Source organism: Variovorax sp. GW458-11-26-14-LB1, assembly GCF_059423965.1.
This window is the reverse complement of record NZ_JBWKYW010000030.1, coordinates 44,275-63,554: the sequence shown is the minus strand read 5'-3', so window position 1 is coordinate 63,554 and position 19,280 is coordinate 44,275. Positions and strand designations below refer to the sequence as shown.

General features: G+C 71.2%; 7 protein-coding genes. 1 reads left to right on the top strand and 6 read right to left on the bottom strand.

Annotation, left to right across the window (positions count from 1 at the left end; genetic code table 11):
- Positions 1–5: 5 nt before the first annotated feature.
- Entirely contained in the window at positions 6–1,430 is a 1,425-nt protein-coding gene (locus AC07YS_RS19715; RefSeq protein WP_495273731.1) for a serine hydrolase domain-containing protein, read from the bottom strand.
- Positions 1,431–1,504: 74 nt separating this feature from the next.
- On the opposite strand from AC07YS_RS19715, the gene AC07YS_RS19710 reads away from it, so the two are divergent.
- Positions 1,505–4,090, top strand: coding sequence for an FtsX-like permease family protein (locus AC07YS_RS19710; protein WP_495268956.1), 2,586 nt, complete (start codon positions 1,505–1,507; stop codon positions 4,088–4,090).
- A gap of 4 nt (positions 4,091–4,094) precedes the next feature.
- Here AC07YS_RS19710 and AC07YS_RS19705 read toward each other — a convergent pair whose 3' ends face one another.
- From AC07YS_RS19705 to AC07YS_RS19685, 5 genes are all read right to left on the bottom strand, one after another.
- Positions 4,095–4,775: an RNA polymerase sigma factor gene (locus AC07YS_RS19705; protein WP_495268955.1), complete on the bottom strand. Its 681-nt coding sequence runs from the start codon at positions 4,773–4,775 to the stop codon at positions 4,095–4,097.
- A complete protein-coding gene (locus AC07YS_RS19700; protein ID WP_495268954.1) occupies positions 4,762–16,449 on the bottom strand; it encodes a filamentous hemagglutinin family protein in 11,688 nt (3,895 codons plus the stop codon). The genes AC07YS_RS19705 and AC07YS_RS19700 overlap by 14 nt, the downstream gene beginning before the upstream one ends.
- Before the next feature lie 404 nt (positions 16,450–16,853).
- Positions 16,854–17,846, bottom strand: coding sequence for a FecR family protein (locus AC07YS_RS19695; RefSeq protein ID WP_495268953.1), 993 nt, complete (start codon positions 17,844–17,846; stop codon positions 16,854–16,856).
- 72 nt (positions 17,847–17,918) lie between these two features.
- Positions 17,919–18,446, bottom strand: a complete 528-nt coding sequence (locus AC07YS_RS19690; RefSeq protein ID WP_139702794.1) for an RNA polymerase sigma factor — start codon at positions 18,444–18,446, stop codon at positions 17,919–17,921.
- Between the two features lie 3 nt (positions 18,447–18,449).
- Positions 18,450–19,157, bottom strand: coding sequence for an STN domain-containing protein (locus AC07YS_RS19685; protein WP_495268952.1), 708 nt, complete (start codon positions 19,155–19,157; stop codon positions 18,450–18,452).
- Between the last annotated feature and the right edge of the window lie 123 nt (positions 19,158–19,280).

Here is a 19,280-nt window from a genome sequence, read left to right as displayed (position 1 = left end):
GGCGCTCAGTCCTGCGGCACAGCAACGCCGGCCCGCCGCCCTTCGAGCCGGCTGCCACCCTGCGTCAGCGTGACGCCGATCACCTCGCCACCCTCCCCACGCCGGAACACGAACTGCGCGCCAATGGCCGTCACCGCAAAACGGTCCGGCCCGGTGGGCGTGAGGCCGTTGTAGCCCTTGCCCGATTCACGCGCCAGCAAACGCCCGTCGCGCACGGTGAAGCCCAGCACCTGCGCCTTGCCGACACGGAATTCGCCCGCGTAGTCGGCCAGGCGCTTCGGATCGATGGGCACTTCGGTCGTCGGCACCGGGTAGCGGCTCTTGCCGATGGCGAGCATCACGGGCTGCAGCGGTGCGCGCTGGTTGCTGGCCAGCACGATAAGCGCCTCGCCGGTGTCGGGCGCCAGCAGCCAGAGCGTGCGGTAGCCCTCGGTGACGCCCGCGTGGTAGTAGGTGCGCCGGCCGGTCTCGGGGCCGCGCACCATCACGGCGTAGCCGATCTCGGCGCCCTCGTAGCGCGCGAGCGGCGTGAGCAGGCGCACGGCGGCCGGGCCCAGCGGGCCGTGGGCGCCGGCGAGGATGGCGCGGCTGAAGGCCAGCATGTCGGCGGCGGTCGAGCGCAGCGCGCTGGCGGGCGCGTAGGCATGCATGTCGAAGCGGCGCTGGCGCTGGTCGCCCGCGAACGGCGGCGCCATGCGCGAGGCCTTGTCGCCGAGCGGGATCACGGTGTCGTTCATGCCCAGCGGCTCGGTGATGCGCGCACGTACCAGCTCGCCCCACGAGGTGCCGTAGCGCAGCGCCAGCAGCTGCCCGAGCAGCGCCATGCCGAAGTTGCTGTAGCGCGCCTCGCACGGCGGCGCGGCGGCGGTGAGGTGGATGCGCGCGAGCGCGGCCCAGAACATCGGCAGGTCGAAGCTGCGGAACTGCTCGGCCAGCGCGGCGCCACCGGTGACACCGTCGGCCATCACGGGCAGGCAGCCGGTGTGGGTGACGAGCTGCCGCAGCGTGATCGACGCCACGGCGGGCGGCACGTCCTCGGCATGGCCGGCGAGCAGCTTGCCCACGCTGTCGTCGAGCGCCACGTCGCCGCGCTCCACGGCCTGCGCCAGCAGCAGGCCGGTGAAGACCTTGGTGACCGAGCCGATCTCGAACATCGGCTGCTCCGCGCTGGCCGCCGCAATGGCGCGCGCCACCAGCGGCTCGGGGTTGTGGGCGATGCCGTAGGCGGCCTTGTCGCCGCGCAGCACGCCGACCACCAGCGTGCCGCGCTCGGCGCCGAGCGCGGTGCGGGCCAGCACGGCGGGGTCGCTGGCGAGCGAGAGCGGTGCGGACGGCGGTGCGAGTTGCGCGCTCGCCGCGCCCGCCAGCCAGGGCACGAGAAGCCAGGGTGCCAGCCAGCGGCGGCACCAGGCGGAGGGCAGAAGCCGCATCGTCGGAATCCTCGGGCGTGAAGTCGTCATCGTCGAAAGAGCCGCCATCCTGCCACGGCGGCCACAATGACCCCATGCGTGCATTGCTTTCGACTTTCTCCTGGCAGGAACTGCGCCACCACCCCTGGCGCAACGCGGCGGCCGTGCTGGCCGTGATGCTGGGCGTGGCACTGGCGTTTTCGGTGCAGCTCATCAACGCCTCGGCGCTCGACGAGTTCTCCAGCGCGGTGCGCTCGGTGAACGGCCAGCCCGACCTCGAGGTGCGCGCCGCGCAGGGCAGCTTCGACGAGGCCGTGTTCGGCCGGCTCGCGCGCCGGCCCGAGGTGGCGCTGGCGAGCCCGGTGCTCGAGTTCCAGGCCCTGGCCCTGGGCCACGACGGGCGCCAGGTGCCGCTGCGCGTGATCGGTGTCGATGCGCTAGCGCTGCCCACCATCGCGCCTGCGCTGATGCCGCAGTCGGCCGCCGGTGCGGACCGCTTCGCGCTGTTCGCGCCCGGCCATGTGTTCCTCAACGCTGCGGCGCGCCAGGCGCTGCAGTTGCCGCTGCAGCCTGCGCCCGATGAACGCCTGCAGCTGCGCAGCGGCGCCGCGTGGCAGCGCCTTGCGGTGTCGGGCCACGTGACGGCCGGCGGCGCGGCGCTGGCGGTGATGGACATCGCGGTCGCGCAGGAGCTGTTCGGCCCGCTCGGCCAGCTGAGCCGCATCGACCTGCGGCTCGCGCCGGGCACCGACCGCGCGGCCTTCGTGGCCGCGCTCGAGAAGTCGCCCGATTGGCCGGCGGGCCTGAAGTTCGCAGAGCCGGGCGATGCGGCCGAGCGCGTGAGCAACCTGTCGCGCGCCTACCGCGTCAACCTCACGGTGCTGGCGCTGGTGGCGCTGTTCACGGGCGCGTTCCTGGTGTTCTCGGTGCTCGCGCTCAGCGTGGCCAAGCGCGCGCAGCAGTTCGCGCTGCTCGGCGTGCTGGGCCTCACGCCGCGCGGCCGGCTGCGGCTGGTGCTGGCCGAGTCGCTGGTGCTCGGGCTGATCGGCAGCGCCGCCGGCCTGGCGCTGGGCACCGCGCTCGCGGCCTTCGCGCTGCGCGTGCTGGGTGGCGACCTGGGCGGCGGCTACTTCGAAGGCGTGGCGCCCCGGCTGCACTGGAGCAGTGGCGCCGCGCTGCTGTACGGCGGGCTCGGCGTGGTGGCCGCGCTGGTGGGTGGCTGGTGGCCCGCGCGCGCCGCGCAGGCGCTGCCCGAGGCGCAGACGCTCAAGGGCCTGGGCGCGGCGCCCGCGCAGGGCCGCCACCACTGGCTCGCGCTCGGGCTCATCGGCGCGGGCGCGGCGCTGGCCAACCTGCCGGCCATCGGCGGCATTCCGGTGGCGGCGTACCTGTCGGTGGCCTGCCTGCTGGTGGGCGGCATCACCGCCCTGCCCTGGCTCATCGCGCTGCTGTACGACCGCGTGGCGCCGGCGTTTGCGCGGCGCGTGCTGCCGATGCTTGCCGTCGAGCGCGCGCGGCGCATGCGCGGCACGGCGGCCGTGGCGGTGAGCGGCGTGGTCGCAAGCCTGAGCCTGGCGGTGGCGCTCACGGTGATGGTCGCGAGCTTTCGCGAGTCGGTCACGCACTGGCTCGACGTGGTGCTGCCGGCCGACCTGTACGTGCGCGCCACCTCGGGCGGGCGCGGCAGCGGCAACAGCGGCGGCACGAGCAGCACCGACACCGCGACCTTCGCGCCGGCCTTCGTGCAGGCACTGGCGCAGCTGCCGGGCGTGGCGCGCACCGGCACGCTGCGCACGCAGTCGCTGCAGCTCGACCCCGCGCAGCCCGCGGTGACGCTGATCGCGCGCAGCCTCGAAGGCGGCGTGGTGCGCGGGCTGCCGCTGGTGGGCGAGGCGCTGCCGGTGCCGCCCGGGCAGACCGGCATCTACGTGAGCGAGCCGATGGTCGAGCTGTACGGCGCGAAGCCGGGCAGCGCGTTCGCGCCGCTGTCCGATGCGATGCGCACGGCGACGCCGCAGGTGTTCTTCGTGGCCGGCGTGTGGCGCGACTACGCGCGGCAGTTCGGCGCCATCGCGATGGACGCGCGCGACTTCGAGCGCATCACCGGCGAGCACGACGTGAGCGACGTCGCGCTGTGGCTCGCACCCGGTGCGTCGGAGGCCGAGGTGCAAGCGGCTGTGCGCGAACTCGCGTCGCGAACATCACGCGACGGCGCCGTGGAGCTCGCCTCGGTCGGCCAGATCCGCGCCACCTCGCTGCGCATCTTCGACCGCAGCTTTGCCGTCACCTACTGGCTGCAGGCCGTGGCCATCGCCATCGGCCTGTTCGGCATCGCGGCCAGCTTCAGCGCGCAGGTGCTGGCGCGGCGCAAGGAGTTCGGCCTGCTCGCGCACCTGGGCTTCACGCGGCGGCAGGTGCTGGCCGTCGTGGCCGGCGAAGGCGCGGCCTGGACCGCCATCGGCGCGGTGGCCGGGCTGCTGCTCGGGCTGGCCGTGTCGGTGGTGCTGGTGAAGGTGGTGAACCCGCAGAGCTTCCACTGGAGCATGGACCTGCTGGTGCCCTGGGTACGGCTGCTGGCGCTGTGCGCGGCCGTGGTGGCAGCCGGCACGTTCACGGCGTGGATGGCCGGGCGCGCCGCGGCGGGGCACGATGTGGTGCTGGCGGTGAAAGAGGACTGGTAGCGCCTCACTTCTGCGCGCGCGGCGCGCCGGCGCGCATCGGGGCAACGACTTTCTCCTGCCATCGCCGCGAAAGACCCCGCCGCGGCGAAGCGCCCTCCGCCCGCACGGTGTGACCGGACGCATGCGCGCAGTAGTCCAGGGCCTGGCGAAGCGCCGTGTCCACCCGGCGCAAGGAGATGCAATGCCGGTCTGCCACGTCCTGACGGGTCATCTCCTCGATCTGCAGTGCCACGAGCACCGAACGATGCCGATGCGAAAGCCGCTGCATCGCCTGCTCGACGGCCTCCACGGCCGAACGCGCCTCGGCGATGGCATCGGGGCCGGGCGCGTGATCGGCCAGGAGATCGAGGGCCGTATCCCATTCGCCCACGTACTGCCAGGACCGGTCGCTGCGCAGGCGGTCCATGGCCAGGTTGCGCGCCGTTCGATAGACATAGGCCCCGGGACTGCGCACGGGCTCCGATGCCGTCATCTCGCCCAGGCGCAGCCAGGCGTCGTGCAGGCACTCGCTGGCCTGGTCGGAACAGCCAAGATCGCGGGCCAACCGGCGATGCAGGTACGCGTAGTTCGCCGTCAGGAACGCCCGCAGCACGACGCCGACGGGCTCGCCGTGACCCGTGAATGGCCCTTGAAAACAAGGACCGGGATCGAGCTCAACCGCGGACATCGTCTTACTTGCCGGCATGGCGCAACCTGTTCTTCTCGGCGTCGGTCAACAGCGACATCACCGACGCGTCGAACTGGTTGCCGTGTCCGAAGACCTGCACGGGATTGGCAGAGTCGTACCGAGGCGAAGCGCCCGCCTGCGCACCGGGGCGTGGCGGCGACGATGCACCCGCACCGCCCGACGGCAGGCTGTCGTTGCCGAAGCCCAGCACCCGCACCGTGAAGACCGAGGGCAGGTTCTGCCGTGCCGCGGCCCGCTCCTGGCGCATGGACTCCTGCGCCGCCATGGCCGCTGCCGACGCCGCCGCGCTGGCGGTGGTCAGTGCCCCGATGTTCACCGCGGCCACCACGGGCAGCCCGGTCGTTTCGCCCTTCACTTGAATGTTGTCGGCGTTGCGCACCTGCAGTGCGGCGATGTTGAGGTTGCTCGCGACCCGGATGCCGGCATCGCCCGCATCGATGGTGCCCCTCGGTGCGACCAGGTCCACGTCGCCTTCGCCCACGGTGCCGATGCCGGCGCCGCTCATGTCGCGCTTTTCCTCCACGGTGATGTTGCCGTCCGCATCCGACGTGACTTCCGGCGCCTGCGGGATGCGCACGGTCTTGGCGCCGCGGCCGGCGTCGATGTCGCCCTGGCTGGACCACAACACCTGGTCGCTGCCCAGCGGCTCGGCCTGCGAGACGAAGGACAGGATGCGCGAACGGTTCACGATGATGTCCCGGTCGGTGAACACATTGACCTGCCCCGGCGAGGCCAGCGTCACCAGGCCGTATCCGTCCGGCACCACCGCGCCCAGCCCCGCCACCTGCAGGCCACCGCCGGGGGTGAAGACGTTGATGTCGCCCCCCTGGTGGGTGCGCGCCGCCATCCGGGTCGCGGCGATGCTGCCCACGCCGGACCAGCTGCTGCGCCAGTTGTCCGGCAGGTCCGCGGCGTAGCGAACGGGCTGGCCTTCGGCCGTCGCACCGCGGAACAGCGTGTCGATGGCCGCGGAGCCGCGACGGTAGCCGCCGTTGATCGGACCGTTCTGCCCATCGCCCCCGTTCTGGTCGCGCCCTCCTTCGCGCAGTTCATAGACAAAGACCTGGCGCAGGAACTGCTCGCGCACCAGGGGCGGCAGTTGCCGGTATTGCTCCCACGCCTGCTGCGGGCTCAGCCTGCCGTCCGCAGTGCCGGTGAGGCTGGCGACCTTGTCGGCACCGAGCATGCCTTCCACGAAGGACACCAGGCCCCGGCGCGCCAACTTGGCCAGGTCGCCGCGGTTTTCCACCCCGTCGCTCAGGTACAGCGGCGCCACGGTGCCGTCGGCCAGGGTGGTCTTCAGATAGTCCGGCATGGCGGCCACGTTGGCCGGGTTCAGGTAGGCCCGCTCGAAGGCGTCGTAGCTGGCGGCCTTGTTCATGCCGGCCATCAGGGTGATGCCGGCGCCCTCGGCGGGCAGGGCCTTGATGACGTTCGATTCTTCGCCGAGCGGCGTTGCCGACACGTAGTCCCAATAGCGATTGGCATTGGTGTACAGCGACAGGTTGTTGCCCTGGATGTCGCGCCCGGCCAGCAGCAGCAGGGATCCCGGCCCTTGCAGCGCGGTGCGGCTGCCCCTGTCGTAGTAGTAGGCCGCCGCGTCGCCGCTGTATCGCGCATATCGGTGCGACAGGAGCCTGTTGGCGACAGCCAGGATGTCGTTGCCCGCCGCCAGCATGGTGGTGTCGGTGGGGCGCAGGTTGCGCGCGCTGAGCTCGAAGTTGCGGATGTCGGTGCCGGCCTGCACGTGCACCGATTCCGACGCGATCAGATTCAGGTCGCTGATGGAACCGGTCGCCGCGTACAAGCGGCTGGGCGTGAAGTCATGCACCTGCATCGGCAGCACATCGGGGTTGTCGAACAGCTCCATGCCATTGAGGCTGTTGGTCAGGAACGTGTTCGTCACCGAGAAGCCGCCATAGACCGACTTCAGCGGCGCGCCGAACGCCGATGCCCCGCCCAGCGTGATCGTGAAACCCATCCACGGCCGGAATATCGACGGCCACTTGTCCAGCGTGGTCTGGGTCATGACGATGGCACCCGTGTTCTGCAGGCTGCTGCCGCGCAGGAAGCGCAGGTCTTTCGCGGCCAGCAAAGACAGGTCGCTGCTGTTCGCCGGCGCCATCGCCAGCAGGCCCGCGACGTCGATGTTGCCGCTCAGGGCCGACACGCTGACCTTGGCCGGGTACAGGCCCACCATGTCCGTCTGGAGCTTGGTGTCCGTCATGCCGCTCACCAGCCTGGTGGTGTTCTCCGTGTCGTTTCCTGCCACGAATTCCGACTGGTTGACCAGGCGCACGTTGCCGCCGGTGGACACCAGGCTGACGGCGCTGCGCTCTGTCTGACTGCTCATGAACATCGCATGGCTGGACGCGCCGCTGGTGTCCCGGTCGGCCTGGTCGACGTAGGCACGGCGTATCTGCATCGGGTCGATCACGGTCTGCAGGACCAGGTCGCCCAGCGTCTGCAGCTTGAGCGTGGCGTCCGACAGCGCCAGCACGGGCGCGATGTCGTAGGAATAGGCGGTGTTGGGCCAGCTGCTCGAGATGCCGGTCAGGGCATAGCCGGAGGCGCTTGCGCCGGCTTCGATCTCGCCGGCGCCGCGGCCCACGTAGTACTGGCCGGCCTTCAGGGTGCCGCCCGCCGCCACCTGCAGCTGCCCGCCGTTGCGGGTCACCGTGGAGGCCGCGGCATCGCCAGCGGAACGCCCGCCCGTCACGCGCATGGTGCTGGGCAAGGCCACCACCAGGTTCACCAGGTCGCCGCCCGCCGACAGCTTCACGTTGCCGCCGCCCAGCGCGCCCAGGCCCTGCTGGAAGCTGGCGTGGTTCACCCACCAGCTCGGTTGCTGGCCCCGGGCGGACATGACCGGCGCCCAGCTCTCGCCCATGTTGTACGCGTCGTAGTAGCCGGTGGGACTGCTGAGATCTCCGCCATAGCGGCCCTGGCGGAACAGCCATTCGGTCAGGATCTGGTCCGAACGCGCGCCCTGCGCGGTGGGCGCACGCACGCTGCCCTGGACCGCGACATCCACGTGGCCACCTGCGGTGCCGTACTGGGCATCGACGCTGGCGGTGTCGAAGCCGCCGCCCAAGGTGGGATCGGCCTCGGCCCGGCCTGCGGTGTACAGCGCGGACTCCTTGTGCGCCAGCACGAGGTCGCGCCCGGCGCGTACCGTCAGGTCGCCGCTGCCGGTGCGCACCAGCTTGCCGGCGCCCGACTCGGTGCCGGCCGTGCCCACGCGGATCGTGCCGGTGTCGGCTGCAAGCGCGCCCGATGGCCGCGTGGCCAGTGCATCGACCGACCCCAGGTCCGCACCCGCCACCAGGCGCAGGTTCCACGACGCGGCCTGCTGCAGCCGCGCCGCCCGGCCCGCGCCGTTGTCGCGGCCCGCCACGTCGAAGCCGTCGCTCAGATGGCCGTCGATGTTCAGGTTGCCGCCGGCGCGCAGCGTGAGCGTGCCTTCGCGGTGCGCCGCACCGAAGCTGTCGAACAGGTTCCAGTCGCGGCCCAGCGTCAGGTCGCCCGGGCTGGTGATCTCGATGCCCGCCGCCAAGGTGTAGGCGGCGGCGTTGCCACCCAGCCTCGCCAGGATGCCGGTGTGGCCTGCAAAGGCATTGGCCTCGGCGATCGCCTGCGGGGCCACGGATTCCACTGTGCCATCCGTGCTCGCATGGCGGCGCACGCCTTCGAGCACCGCGGAGCGCGCGCCCTGCACGGCGGCGTTCAGCGCCGTGACGTTCAGGCCGTCGTTGCCTGCAGTGCGCTGCGCCCTCAGCCGCAGCTTGCCGCCTTCGCCGCCGCTCAGGTCCAGCGTGCCGCCGGCCAGGTTCAGTTGGCCGTCGACCGCTTCCAGGTCGATGCGGCTGCTGCCCAGGCCATCGACGGCGTCGGTGGCATGGGCCGCCAGCACCGCGCCAGGCTGCATCGTCAGCCCTGCCCCGCCGACCAGGCGGATGCTGCCGCCGTAGGCCGCGTGGGCCTCGACGCGCGCCGTGCCGTCGACAGCAATCACGCCGCGGTCGGTGATGACTTCGAAGTCGGCCACGCGCGTGGTGCCCGCGATCGTGAGGTCGCCCTGGCGGACGCGGAACTGGCGCGAGCGGCTGAAGCCCGCATCGTTGAGCGTTCGCGCCAGCGCGCCGAAATCGTCCAGCCGATCGATGGCCAGCGCAAAGTTGCCACCGTTGCCGCCGGCACCGGCCTGCGCTTGCACAGTGCCACCGAAGTGGACCCGTCCGCCGGCCGATGCGTCCACCGTCAGGCGGCCGGCGTCGCCACCGTGCGGATGGGCGGACAGGTCCAGCAGGCTGCCCGGAGCCAGGTCGATCAGGCCGCCTCGCGTCGCGAGGCTGATCTGGCCGGCGTCCACGTACTGGGCCGCGTCGAAGAAGACTTTTTCCAGGCCGCCCGCGTGCAGGCGGCCGGACTCTGCCAGCGTGAGGTTGCCCGTGCCGGCATCGACCGCAATGCTGCCGCCCAGCGCGAGCACCGGCAGCGCCACGGTCACGCCCTGGCCCGACAGGTTGAGGCGCGCGCCCAGGCTGGCGCGGCCCAGTGACGCCATCTCCTGCGCATCCAGCTGCGCGTCCTGCTGCAACACCAGTTGGCCCTGCGCTCGCAGGGCCTGGTCGGCGCCGGACACCCCTTGCAGCACCGGCGTGCGCAGCGTCAGCGCCGCCGCACCGGCGTCCAGGCTCCCGGTGCCTTCGCCGGCGATGCGCCGGCTGGCCGACAGCAGCACCTGGTCGAAGCCGGACATCGTCTTGTCGCCCGCGCCCAGCACCAGCTCGCCGGCCGACAGTTCCAGGCGACCACTGCCTGTGCCCGCGCTGCCGAGCGACGCGCCGGTGTTCTGCAGCGTCAGGTGGGAGGCCTGCACCTGCACGGCATCGGCGCCATGGCCCCGCAAGGCTGCGGCGTCGAACACCACCTGCGCCAGGCCGCGCATGTCCAGCGAGCGATAGAAGTCCAGGCTGCCGTAGCTGTGCAGCGTCAATGACTGCGCGCGCGACAACTGCGCCAGGGCGTCGGTGTCCAGCACCAGGCCGCCGCTGCCGCCGCCGATGCCGATGCGGCTCGCGGCCACCGACAAGGCCTTGCCCGACAGCTGCGCGCCGGCGGCCATCTCGGTGTTGCTGGTGGCGTCGAGCAGCAACGCCTCGCCGCCCTGCAGCAGCGCACCGGCGCCGATGCGAACCTGGCCGCCGACGGTGGTGTCCACGTTCTCGCGCAGCGCCCGCACGGCCTGGCCGCTGCTCACGCGCACCAGCGCACCCCAGTCCCTGGAAGGCGTGACGATGTGGTCGTCGCTGGTGTCGTTGGGCGTGTTGTTGTCGCTCCACACGGCCGCCACCTGCGGCTTGAGCACCAGGTTCGCCTCGTCGCCCGACGCGGCGCCGTGCGCGCGCAGCACGCTGCCCGACTCGATCGACACCGCATTCGCCGCGGCCAGGATCACCTCCGGGCCGCTCAACGCGGTGCCTGCCGCGTTGCGCAGCACCACGTCGCTGGCGGCCACGTCCACCTGCAGGCCGCGCACATTGCCCGTGCGCGTGCCGCCCACCAGCAGGCTGCCCGCGCCGAAGCGCGTCAGGCTGCCGGCATCCACGACCAGGTAGCCGTCGGCGCGCAGGTCGCTGCTGTCCTGCCCCGCGCCGACGATCGCGATCTTGGCGGCGGCGATGTCCACCAGGCTGCCGCGCCCGCCCGCATCGGGTTGCGCGCGCAGTTCGCCGTCCAGCGTCAGAGCGCGGTCGGCCTTGAACACCACGGCGCCGCCATCGCGCGCCAGGCGCGGGGTCACGACGTCCTGCCCTGTGAGGCGGTATTGCGTCAGCTTGAACGCATCCGACGAGAAGAAGGCGTTGCCATGTGCTTCGTTGTATTCGCTGACCTTGCGCACCAGACTGGCGGGCAGCACGCGCCAGCCCGAGGCCGTGGCATCGCGCGCGCCGCTGATCGTGTTCTGTTCCCGCCCGGCCACGATCGTCGAGCCGTCGCGCAGGCTCACCACCTCGCCACGGGACGCGGCCCACGCCGGCAAGGCCTGGCCCGTGCTCTGCACCGCGAAGGCGCCGGGCAGCAGCGCATAGCGTGCCGGCAGGAGCGTGTACCAGCCAGCGCCCAGGCCTCCGCCGGCCAGCCAGACCTTCTGGCCCGCCGCACCGCCCGCCACGGGCGACAGGCCCTGGTAGCCCGGCAGCACGGCGTACATGCCGGGCAGCGTCAGCACGTCGTGCGAGCCGCCCGAGCCGGGCACGTGCTCCCACGCATGCAGGTCGCCGCCGCCCGCGATGTCCACCACCGCGCCCGCGGCCATGGCCACGTCCGGCGCTTGCAGCAGCACGCGCTTTTCCGGCAGGGACGACAGATAGCGGTTTTCGTCCAGGGAACTGGCATCGCCGGCATTGGCACGGTTGCGGCCCTGCGGGTTGGCCGGGTCCAGCCAGTATTCGGCGTTGCGCAGGCTGCCGTAGAGCACGTCCAGGCCCGCGCCGGACACCGAGGTCAGGCTGTTCGTGCCCAGCGTCAGGCGCTCGCCGGCATTCAGCGCGATCTGCCCGAAGGGCGCGCGCAGCACGCCGTCCTGCTCGATGACGGGCGCGTTCAGCGTCAGGCTGCCGCCGGCCGACAGAGGCGCCGCGGCGCTCCCGTTGCCGCGCACGGTGATGGAGTGGTCCGAGTTGATTCGCGCCGTGACGGCCGTGGCCGGATAGACCTGCGCGGCCTTGATCTCCAGCGCGCCACCCACGTCGAGCGTGGCCCGCAGCTGGGGGTCGTCGTAGTCGGTGCCGCCTTCGCTGTAGGCGCCCGCCACGAAGCGCATGTCGCCGGTTTCCAGCACGGTGCGTTCGAAGCCGCGCAGCTTGACGTCGACGGGCGAGGCGGACTCGCCCTTCGCACCCCTGCCTGCGATGTCGATGGCCTGGGTGGCCGACAGGATCAGTTCGCCCGCATTGCGGGCCGTGGCGCCGACCGCACCGACCGCGCCCACCGCACCTGTCAGTGGGTTCAGTTGCAGATGGTGGGCATGCAAGCGCACCACGCCGCCCAGCCCGTCGCTCTGGATGACCGGGGCGGTGATGCCCAGGCGACCGGCGACGCTCAGGTCGACGCCGCCGGCCAGCTGCACGCCCACTTGCGTGGAGCGCAGATCGACCGCCGAGAAGCCGGTGTCTTGCAGCGCCTTCGCCGACACGTGCAGGGTGCCATCCGAGGTGGCGATGTTGCCGATCTGGATCTTGTGGCTCAGCGCCGTGCCGGTGCCGCTCCAGAAGTACTTGTTGAGCAGTTCGACCACCCGCTTGTCGATGGTCGCGTCGTGCTCCCACGGCGCCCTGTCGGCGCCCGGTCCCGCGGCCAGCGCCGCACCCGCGTCGAGGACGAGCCCCTTGCTGCTGGACACCGACGTCGGCAGCGTGGTGTTGATCGCGGTGCGCATGGCGCTGTTCATCTTGACGTCGCCGGCGTACTCGTCGCGCACGTCGAGGTTGCCGCTGGTGCCGATGATCCGCGCGTACTTTTCTCCGTTGAAGGTGTACGTGCCGGTGGGGCTCTTGTAGTAGAGGAAGGAGCCGATGTCCGGCGCCACCAGGTCCCCGGACGCACGCCCAGCCGCGCTCGTGTCCGTGATGGACAAGGACCCGCCCGCCGCCTGGGCATTGCCGCCGTGGGCGCGCAGCCTGGCATTCATGGCGCCGCCGGCGGCGGCCTCCATCACGACCGCGCCGCCGTCGCTGCCCAGTTCCTGTTCCACGCGCCGCAAGGCGCCGAGCGCGCCCGTGCCGCGATCCCAATACGCCACCGTGCCCCGCGCGCCCGACACGTCGATCAGCGCACCCGCCTGCGCGTCCAGCGTGCCGGCGCTCAGTGTGACCGTGCCGCCCGGCAGCACCTTGCCCTGGGGCAGGCGCATGGCCGGGTCGTGGAAGATCTGCGCCACGCCGGGCAGCAGCAGCTCGGCCCCGTCGGCCAGCGTCAGGGTGTTCTTGGCGCGGATGTTCAGCGTGCCGGCCGGCGCCTGCAGGCGGCCCGCCACCCGCACGGAGGCCTGCCCGGACCCGTCCGCGTCCAGCGAGATCGCGCCGCCGGGTTCTGTCTGGATGCTGGCGTTCGCGTCGATGCGGATGCCGCCGCCGGTCGCGCCGGTCGCCAGCGACAGGCCACCGGGCGCGCGCGCGGCACGGCGCTGTTCGCTCAGTTCGTCCAGTGCCTTGGGGGCCAGCACATCGCCCAAGGCGCTGCCGCTGGGCAGCGTGCGCAGCGTCGATGCCGCGGCAGGCATGTCCCAGCTCGTGGGCTGGATGTGCACCTGTGCGCCTTCCGCGACCACGACGTCCCCGCCGAGCGAACGGATGCCGATCGTGCCGAAGCCGCGCTCGGTGTACAGGGTCTGCGGCAGGTGCAGCGGCTTGGCTGCGCCCGATGCCTTCCCGCCCGTGGCGTCGGCCACGGGCGCGGCGCCGCCCACCTGCACGTCGCCGATCGCCGTGAGGGTGAGCCGGGACGCATCGCCCCCCGCCCAGCCGCGCAGGTCCAGCGTCTCGAGCGCCGTGTTGTCGAACGCCGTGAGGCTGATGGCCCCACCGTTGCCCGCCTTCACCTTGCCGGCCTTGCCGCCCGCCGTGGCACCGGACAGCCAGCCGCCGCCGGACACGTCCAGCGCCGCGCCGGCGGCCACCTCCACGTTGCCGTACACGGTGCCGAGGCCCTCTTTCATCGGGGTGCCCAGTGCAATCGAGCCGCCGTGGATGGCACGGCCCAGCGTGACGCCTTGGCCGGTGTCGTTGACCCACTGGCCCGCGACGCTCAGCAGGCTGTTCGCCCCCAGGCGCAGCACGCTGTCCGCCTTGCCGCCGGCGCTCAGCGCAATGGAGCCGCCCGGGGCGATGAGCTTGCCCTGGATGTCGAAGTTGCCGGGGATGCCCTGGCCGTCGTAGACCGCGGCCGTGAAGCGCGCCCCCGGCTGCAGAGTCACCACCGCGCTGTCTTCCAGCACGAAGCCGGTGTTGAGGTTCAGCTCGATGGCCCCCAGGCCTGAATGGCTCAGCCCCGCGGCGGACAGCCAGGTGGTGCGGCCCACGCCCGCGCCGGCGCCGGGGGATTGCCCTTCCGGCTCTGTCAGGAAGGCGTCCTTGCCCAGCGGGCTGTCGATGCTGAAACCCGCCGGCAGCAACGCAGGCTTGTCGCTGATGACGACCTGGCCCAGGGTCCACATGCCCTCCTGCGCCCGGTTGGAACCCACCGTGAGGCGGCCGGCCCGAGGCAGCTCGGCCACTTCCTGCACCCGGTCGCCCGGCTGCACCGAGCCCCTGAACTCGCCCTCCAGGATGAAGGCGCTGCCGGCACGGATGTCGATCGAACCGGCATTGCGGCCTTCTTCGTAGCCCGGCTCCCAGCGCCGCCCCGACAGCATCGGATTGACATAGGTCTGCGTGACGCCCCAGCGCGCATGCGCGTGCAGGTACTGGCCCGCGATGCCCGTGTAGGTCATGTCCGCCGGCGCGGACGACATCGTGTAGGTGCGCCCGTCCGCGCCGCGCAGCAAGGTTTCCGTGTTCCAGCCGTCGCTGTAGCGCACCGAGCCGCCGGACACATCCAGGATGGAGCCCGGCCGCGTGATCACCGAACCGTTGGACTGGATGGTGATGTCGCCGCCTCGCGCCGCCAGCTCGGACAGGCCGACCAGGCCGTTGCCCACCCAGCCCGTCACGTCCGCCAGCGGGGTGCCGACCCAGACGCCCTTGAGCGCCTTGCCGGACTCGTCGGTGACCCATTCGACGCCCGCCATCAGCCCCTTGAAGGCACCCGACCGGCGGCGATCCACGATGACCTTCCGGCCGTACAGCCAGGTGTTCGCCTGCAGGTGGGAGTCGCGCAGTTCGTTGATGCGCAGTTCGGCCTCGACGAAGTTGCTGGCCATGTCCACCGGCATCTGCATCAGCCCCGCGGTGCTGACGGTGGCGTGTTCACCGATGAGGATGCGGCTGCCGTCGCCCACCTGGGTGTTGCGCTGCAAGGCCGCCGGGTTGGCCTGGGCCTGGATGTCGATGTGGCCCGCGGCGGCGGTGACCTGGGCACGGGTCTGCACGTCGATGGTCTTGCCGTAGAGCTCGATGCGCCCGGGCTGGTAGCGGTTGGCCAGCGAGCCGCTTTCGATCCGCGTGGTGTCCTGCCAGTCGTTGACGACCTGGGTGATGCTGTCCGGCCCCAGGGTCAGCGTGCCGCCCGACCAGGCCGTCAGGCGCGGGACGTCGGCCGCCAGGTTGATGTCGATGTTGTGCACGCCCTGGCCCCAGGCGCGCAGGCGGATGGAGCCCGTGCGGTTGTTCAGCGCGGTGCTGGCTTGCAGGATGCCGCCCTGGTGGATCTCGCGCGACACCATGGTGATGTCGCCGTGATCGGCCTGGACGATGCCGGTGTTGTGCACGCTGTAGCCGACCTGGGCTGCGCGCTGTTCCATCAGCGGCAGGATGTCGGACACGATGCGCCCGATGAGGTAGGGCTGGAAGGCGGGCGCTGTCTGTGGGTTGATCAGGAACTTGGCCGGAAAGAGCCAGGGCCGCACCGACGAGGTGACGGCATCGAAGCCGCGCACGGTGGGGCTGATCTCCTTGGCTTCCAGCCACACGTTTTCGCCGGCGCCCAGCAGCGTCTGGCCGCTCGGCGTGCGGATGCTGCCCGCGTTGCTGACCTTGGGCGCGAACATCAGCACGTGGCCGCCCTGGCCCGTGATCTGCGCACCGGCCAGCACCTTGACGTCGCCCGGCGGCTTGCCCGGATCGAAGGCAGGGCCCATGTCGGCGAACTGCACGTTCGAATCGGCCGGCATCTGCTTGGAGTTCTCGCCGAAGGTGGGAATGCCGACGCCCACTTCGAGGCCGCTCCAGTAACCGGGGTCACCCGATTTCGCGCCCAGGCGCGTGTTGAGACCAACCTTGAACTGTTCGTCGCTGAGCTTCAGGCTGGAGGCGACCAGGTTGCGCACGTTGACCTGGCTGCTGCCGGTGAACAGGATGCCGTTGCGATTGATGAGGTAGACGCTGCCCTCGGCCTCGATGCGGCCGGCGATCTGGCTGGGTCGGCCGCTGGGGTCGTTGATGCGGTTGAGCGCGATCCACTCGTTGGCGCCGGTCTTGGCGTGGGTGCCTGCACGCTGGTCGAACTTCACCGTCGTGTTCTTGCCGACGTTGAAGGTCTCCCAGTTCAGGATGGCCTTGTCGGCGGTCTGCTCGATGGTGACCGTGGTCCTGCCGTTCGCTGCGGACTGCACGGGGTCCCTGGCGTTGAGCCAGCCGGCGGTCAGCGAATTCGTGTCGACCTTCAGGCCGCCTTCGGCCAGGCCGTCCGGCGCGGATTCACCGCTGGCCAGCGCCTCGGCCCGCTTCTGTGTCTGCTGCGCCTGCTGCGCGGCGATCGCGCGCGCAGCCAGGTTCAGGTTGGTGATGGACGTCTGCAGCTGCTGGCTCGCCGCCGACGACGGCTGCGTCGGGTGGATCAGGCTGGACGCCGGCGCGCCGTTCGGCAGCTTGCCCGTGGCGATCGCACCCGCCTGCGCCGCGCCCTTGTCGGCGAACCACGCCGGACTGAACGCCCGCTGGGCGTGCGCGCTGCCGAGGACACCACCAGCGGCCAGCGCCACCGCGATGGCCCGCGCGAGGGGCGCCATCCTGAAAACCTGCTGCGCCGCGCGCGCCGGTCGATTCTTTTCCTTGCACCCACTGATGGTCATTTCTCGTTCCCGCCGAAGTAAAGCCTGTGCCGAAGGGGCTGTGCGCGTCGCGCAGGCCAGCCCCATTCAAGAAGCCCCTGCGATGGCGATCGAAAGCCAAGGCGACAGGAGCCGTCAGTTTCTTGACGGGACGGAAACGTCGAATTCCAGAAGAATATTTTTGGCCTCGTTGTGGGCGCGCGCGTGCTGCTGCGGCCTTGGTCCGGAAAGTCCTTGCAGATCAACGGCGGGGACGCACTGCACCTCGGCAAAGTCACGAAAGCTTCACAGTGGCTGCGCACGACCACCATGGGAAGCCGCGACATCGAAACAGGGTCGCCACCCAACCCCGAGGTCCACCTCTAGCTCAGGACCAGCACGCCGGCGGGGAGCGACCGGGCGTTCAAACCGAAGGAGCGCTGCATCTGGAGCAAGGCCAGATCGAGGCGGTCGAGCTTGAAGGTCGCGGTGACCGTTTTCCCCCGCAGCGCATCCACCATCAGCACCACACGCCCGGGGCGGTAGCGATTGATCTCGTCCAGCACCGCCGACAAGGGCGCCTGCTTGAACACGAGTTCACCGCGCCGCCAGGCAGAAGCCACCTCGGGGTCTGCGGCGGCGATGCCGCTGATCGAGTGATCGCGGTAGACCGCTTGCTGGCGCGCCAGCAGCACACGGTCGCCGGCCGGATGCTCGATGCGCACGCGCCCCGCCAGGCAGGTCACGCACACCCGCCCTTCCAATCGGCTGATCTCGAAGCGCGCCGATTCGCCAATGCTGCGGCCGGCGCCGGCCACGACGCTGAAGGTGCGCGCACTGGGCAGCATCTCGATGGCCGCTTCGCCGTTCAGCAACTCCAGCCCCTCGGCCTGCTCGTCCGAGGCCCCCCGGCGGATGCTGGTGCGGGTGTTCAAGGTCACGCCGATCTGGTCGGACCACGCGATCGCACGCTGCTCGCCGGCGGCTGTGCGCCAGTCCGCACGCCATTCATTGGCCGCGGGCCACAACCCCAAGGGCGAATAGACCGCCACCCCGGCGACACCCGCCGCGGCGGCTGCGCCCGCCACGCCCAGGAAGGCCCGGCGGCCCGCCGCGGGCTTGCGCAGGGTCTCGCGGTGAAGGCTCGCCGCTTCGGCGTCGGTGCGCACCAGCCGGTTCAGCGCGGGTTGAAGCACGCGCCACTGCTGCCGGGCCTCGATGAACGCCGCCTGATGCAAGGGACTCGCGTCACGCCAGCGGCGGAACGCCTGCGCCTCCCACTGTGTGGCGGCGCCCGAATGCAGCTTGCGCACCCAGGCGCGCGCGTCTTCGCGCAGCGTCTCGGGAAGCGTCGGTGGTGAAGGGTGCGTCGTCATGTCGGTTTCAGGGGCCCCGTACTTGATAGACGGTTGCCGACACCGCAATCCGCAAACTATTTCTTCGTGCCGTCATGAAGACCTGCCAGGGCGCGGTTCCAGCCGCGAGAACAGAAGATCCTGCGCGGCCTTCAGTTCGTACTCGACGGTCCGCACAGGAATGCCGAGCCGCGTGGCCACGTCCCGCTGGGACCAGCCCTCCAGGCGAACCAGCAGCAGGATTTCGCGGCGGCGCGGCGGCAGGCGCGACAGCAGGCCGTCCAGCGCCTCCAGCTGCGAACGGGCCTCGGCAACCTCGGCGGGACCGGGCGCCGGGTCCGGCAGCTCATTCATCAGCAGCTCGATGTCGTCGGACAGCAAGACCTGGCTCTGTGCGCGCCGGACGTCGATGGCCAGATTGACCGCCATGCGCAGCAGGTACGCCTGGGGGGTGGCAATGGGGCCCGCCATGGGCTGGCTGCGCTCCAGCTTCAGCCAGGTTTCGTGCAGGGCGTCTTCCGCCAGTTCGCGATTGCCCAGCCGCACGGCCAGGCGTTGCCTGAGCTGCTCGTAGCGTTGCACCAGGAAGCTGCGCAGCAGCGGGATGACGTTCTCCGTCATGCGTCAGTGCACCGTGGCACAGCGGGGCCCGGGCAACACATCGTGCGGGAGGATGGCCAGCGTGAGCGGCAGCGCCAGGTCCACCGGCGGAGGATGGTCCATCTTCAGAGGAGCCAATGCCGCAAGCATGGCGGCGTCCCGCGCAGGGTCTCCCGAAGACGACACCAGGCGGGCCTGGCTGATTCGGCCCGACGCGGTCACCTGCAGTTGCAGGATCGCGCGGTAGTGGCCGGGGGCCGTACGCAGATCGGCGCACAGCGCGTCCCAGACGCGGGCCTGGACCAGGGCGTCGTACCCGCGTGGCGAACCGGCAGTCGACGCCACCCCGGGCGCCGCTGCGACGCGCTTCAGGATGAAGGCACCGGAAAGCTGCGTGTCCACGTCATCCGCGGTGAAACCCGTGCCGGCCAGCAAGGCCCGCAAGGCGGCATGCGGCGCATGGCGCCCGCGCACCGGGGCGGAGGTTCGCCCCGCCACCCACTCGTCGATGAACATCACCGATCGCCCCGACACCGCGGCGTATTGCGCCAGGGCAGTCGCCAAGGGCTGCGCCGGCAGGTCGAAGTCCAGCATCTGCGCTTCGGGCGACGCGCGGGTGGCGGCATCTGCCGACTGCACGTCGGTGCTTGCGGCCACGGCCTTCGCTGTCGATCCCCAGGCGATGCAGACGCACACCACGGTGCACGTCAGGCCGGAGACAAAGGCTCGCACGAGCCTGTCGTCCCTGCCCCGGCCCAAGCCCCGTCCAACCACTCGCCCACGACCACCATGCGCTGAAGTCAACAAGGAAGAAGTGGATCGTGTCAGCAAGCTTGTGGGCAGTATTTCAACTCC

Bases quoted from the DNA above. Each gene is read 5' to 3' on its own strand.
- AC07YS_RS19715 (WP_495273731.1), bottom strand. From the start codon at position 1,430: ATGCGGCTTCTGCCCTCCGCCTGGTGCCGCCGCTGGCTGGCACCCTGG.
- AC07YS_RS19710 (WP_495268956.1), top strand. From the start codon at position 1,505: ATGCGTGCATTGCTTTCGACTTTCTCCTGGCAGGAACTGCGCCACCAC.
- AC07YS_RS19705 (WP_495268955.1), bottom strand. From the start codon at position 4,775: ATGCCGGCAAGTAAGACGATGTCCGCGGTTGAGCTCGATCCCGGTCCT.
- AC07YS_RS19700 (WP_495268954.1), bottom strand. From the start codon at position 16,449: ATGGCGCCCCTCGCGCGGGCCATCGCGGTGGCGCTGGCCGCTGGTGGT.
- AC07YS_RS19695 (WP_495268953.1), bottom strand. From the start codon at position 17,846: ATGACGACGCACCCTTCACCACCGACGCTTCCCGAGACGCTGCGCGAA.
- AC07YS_RS19690 (WP_139702794.1), bottom strand. From the start codon at position 18,446: ATGACGGAGAACGTCATCCCGCTGCTGCGCAGCTTCCTGGTGCAACGC.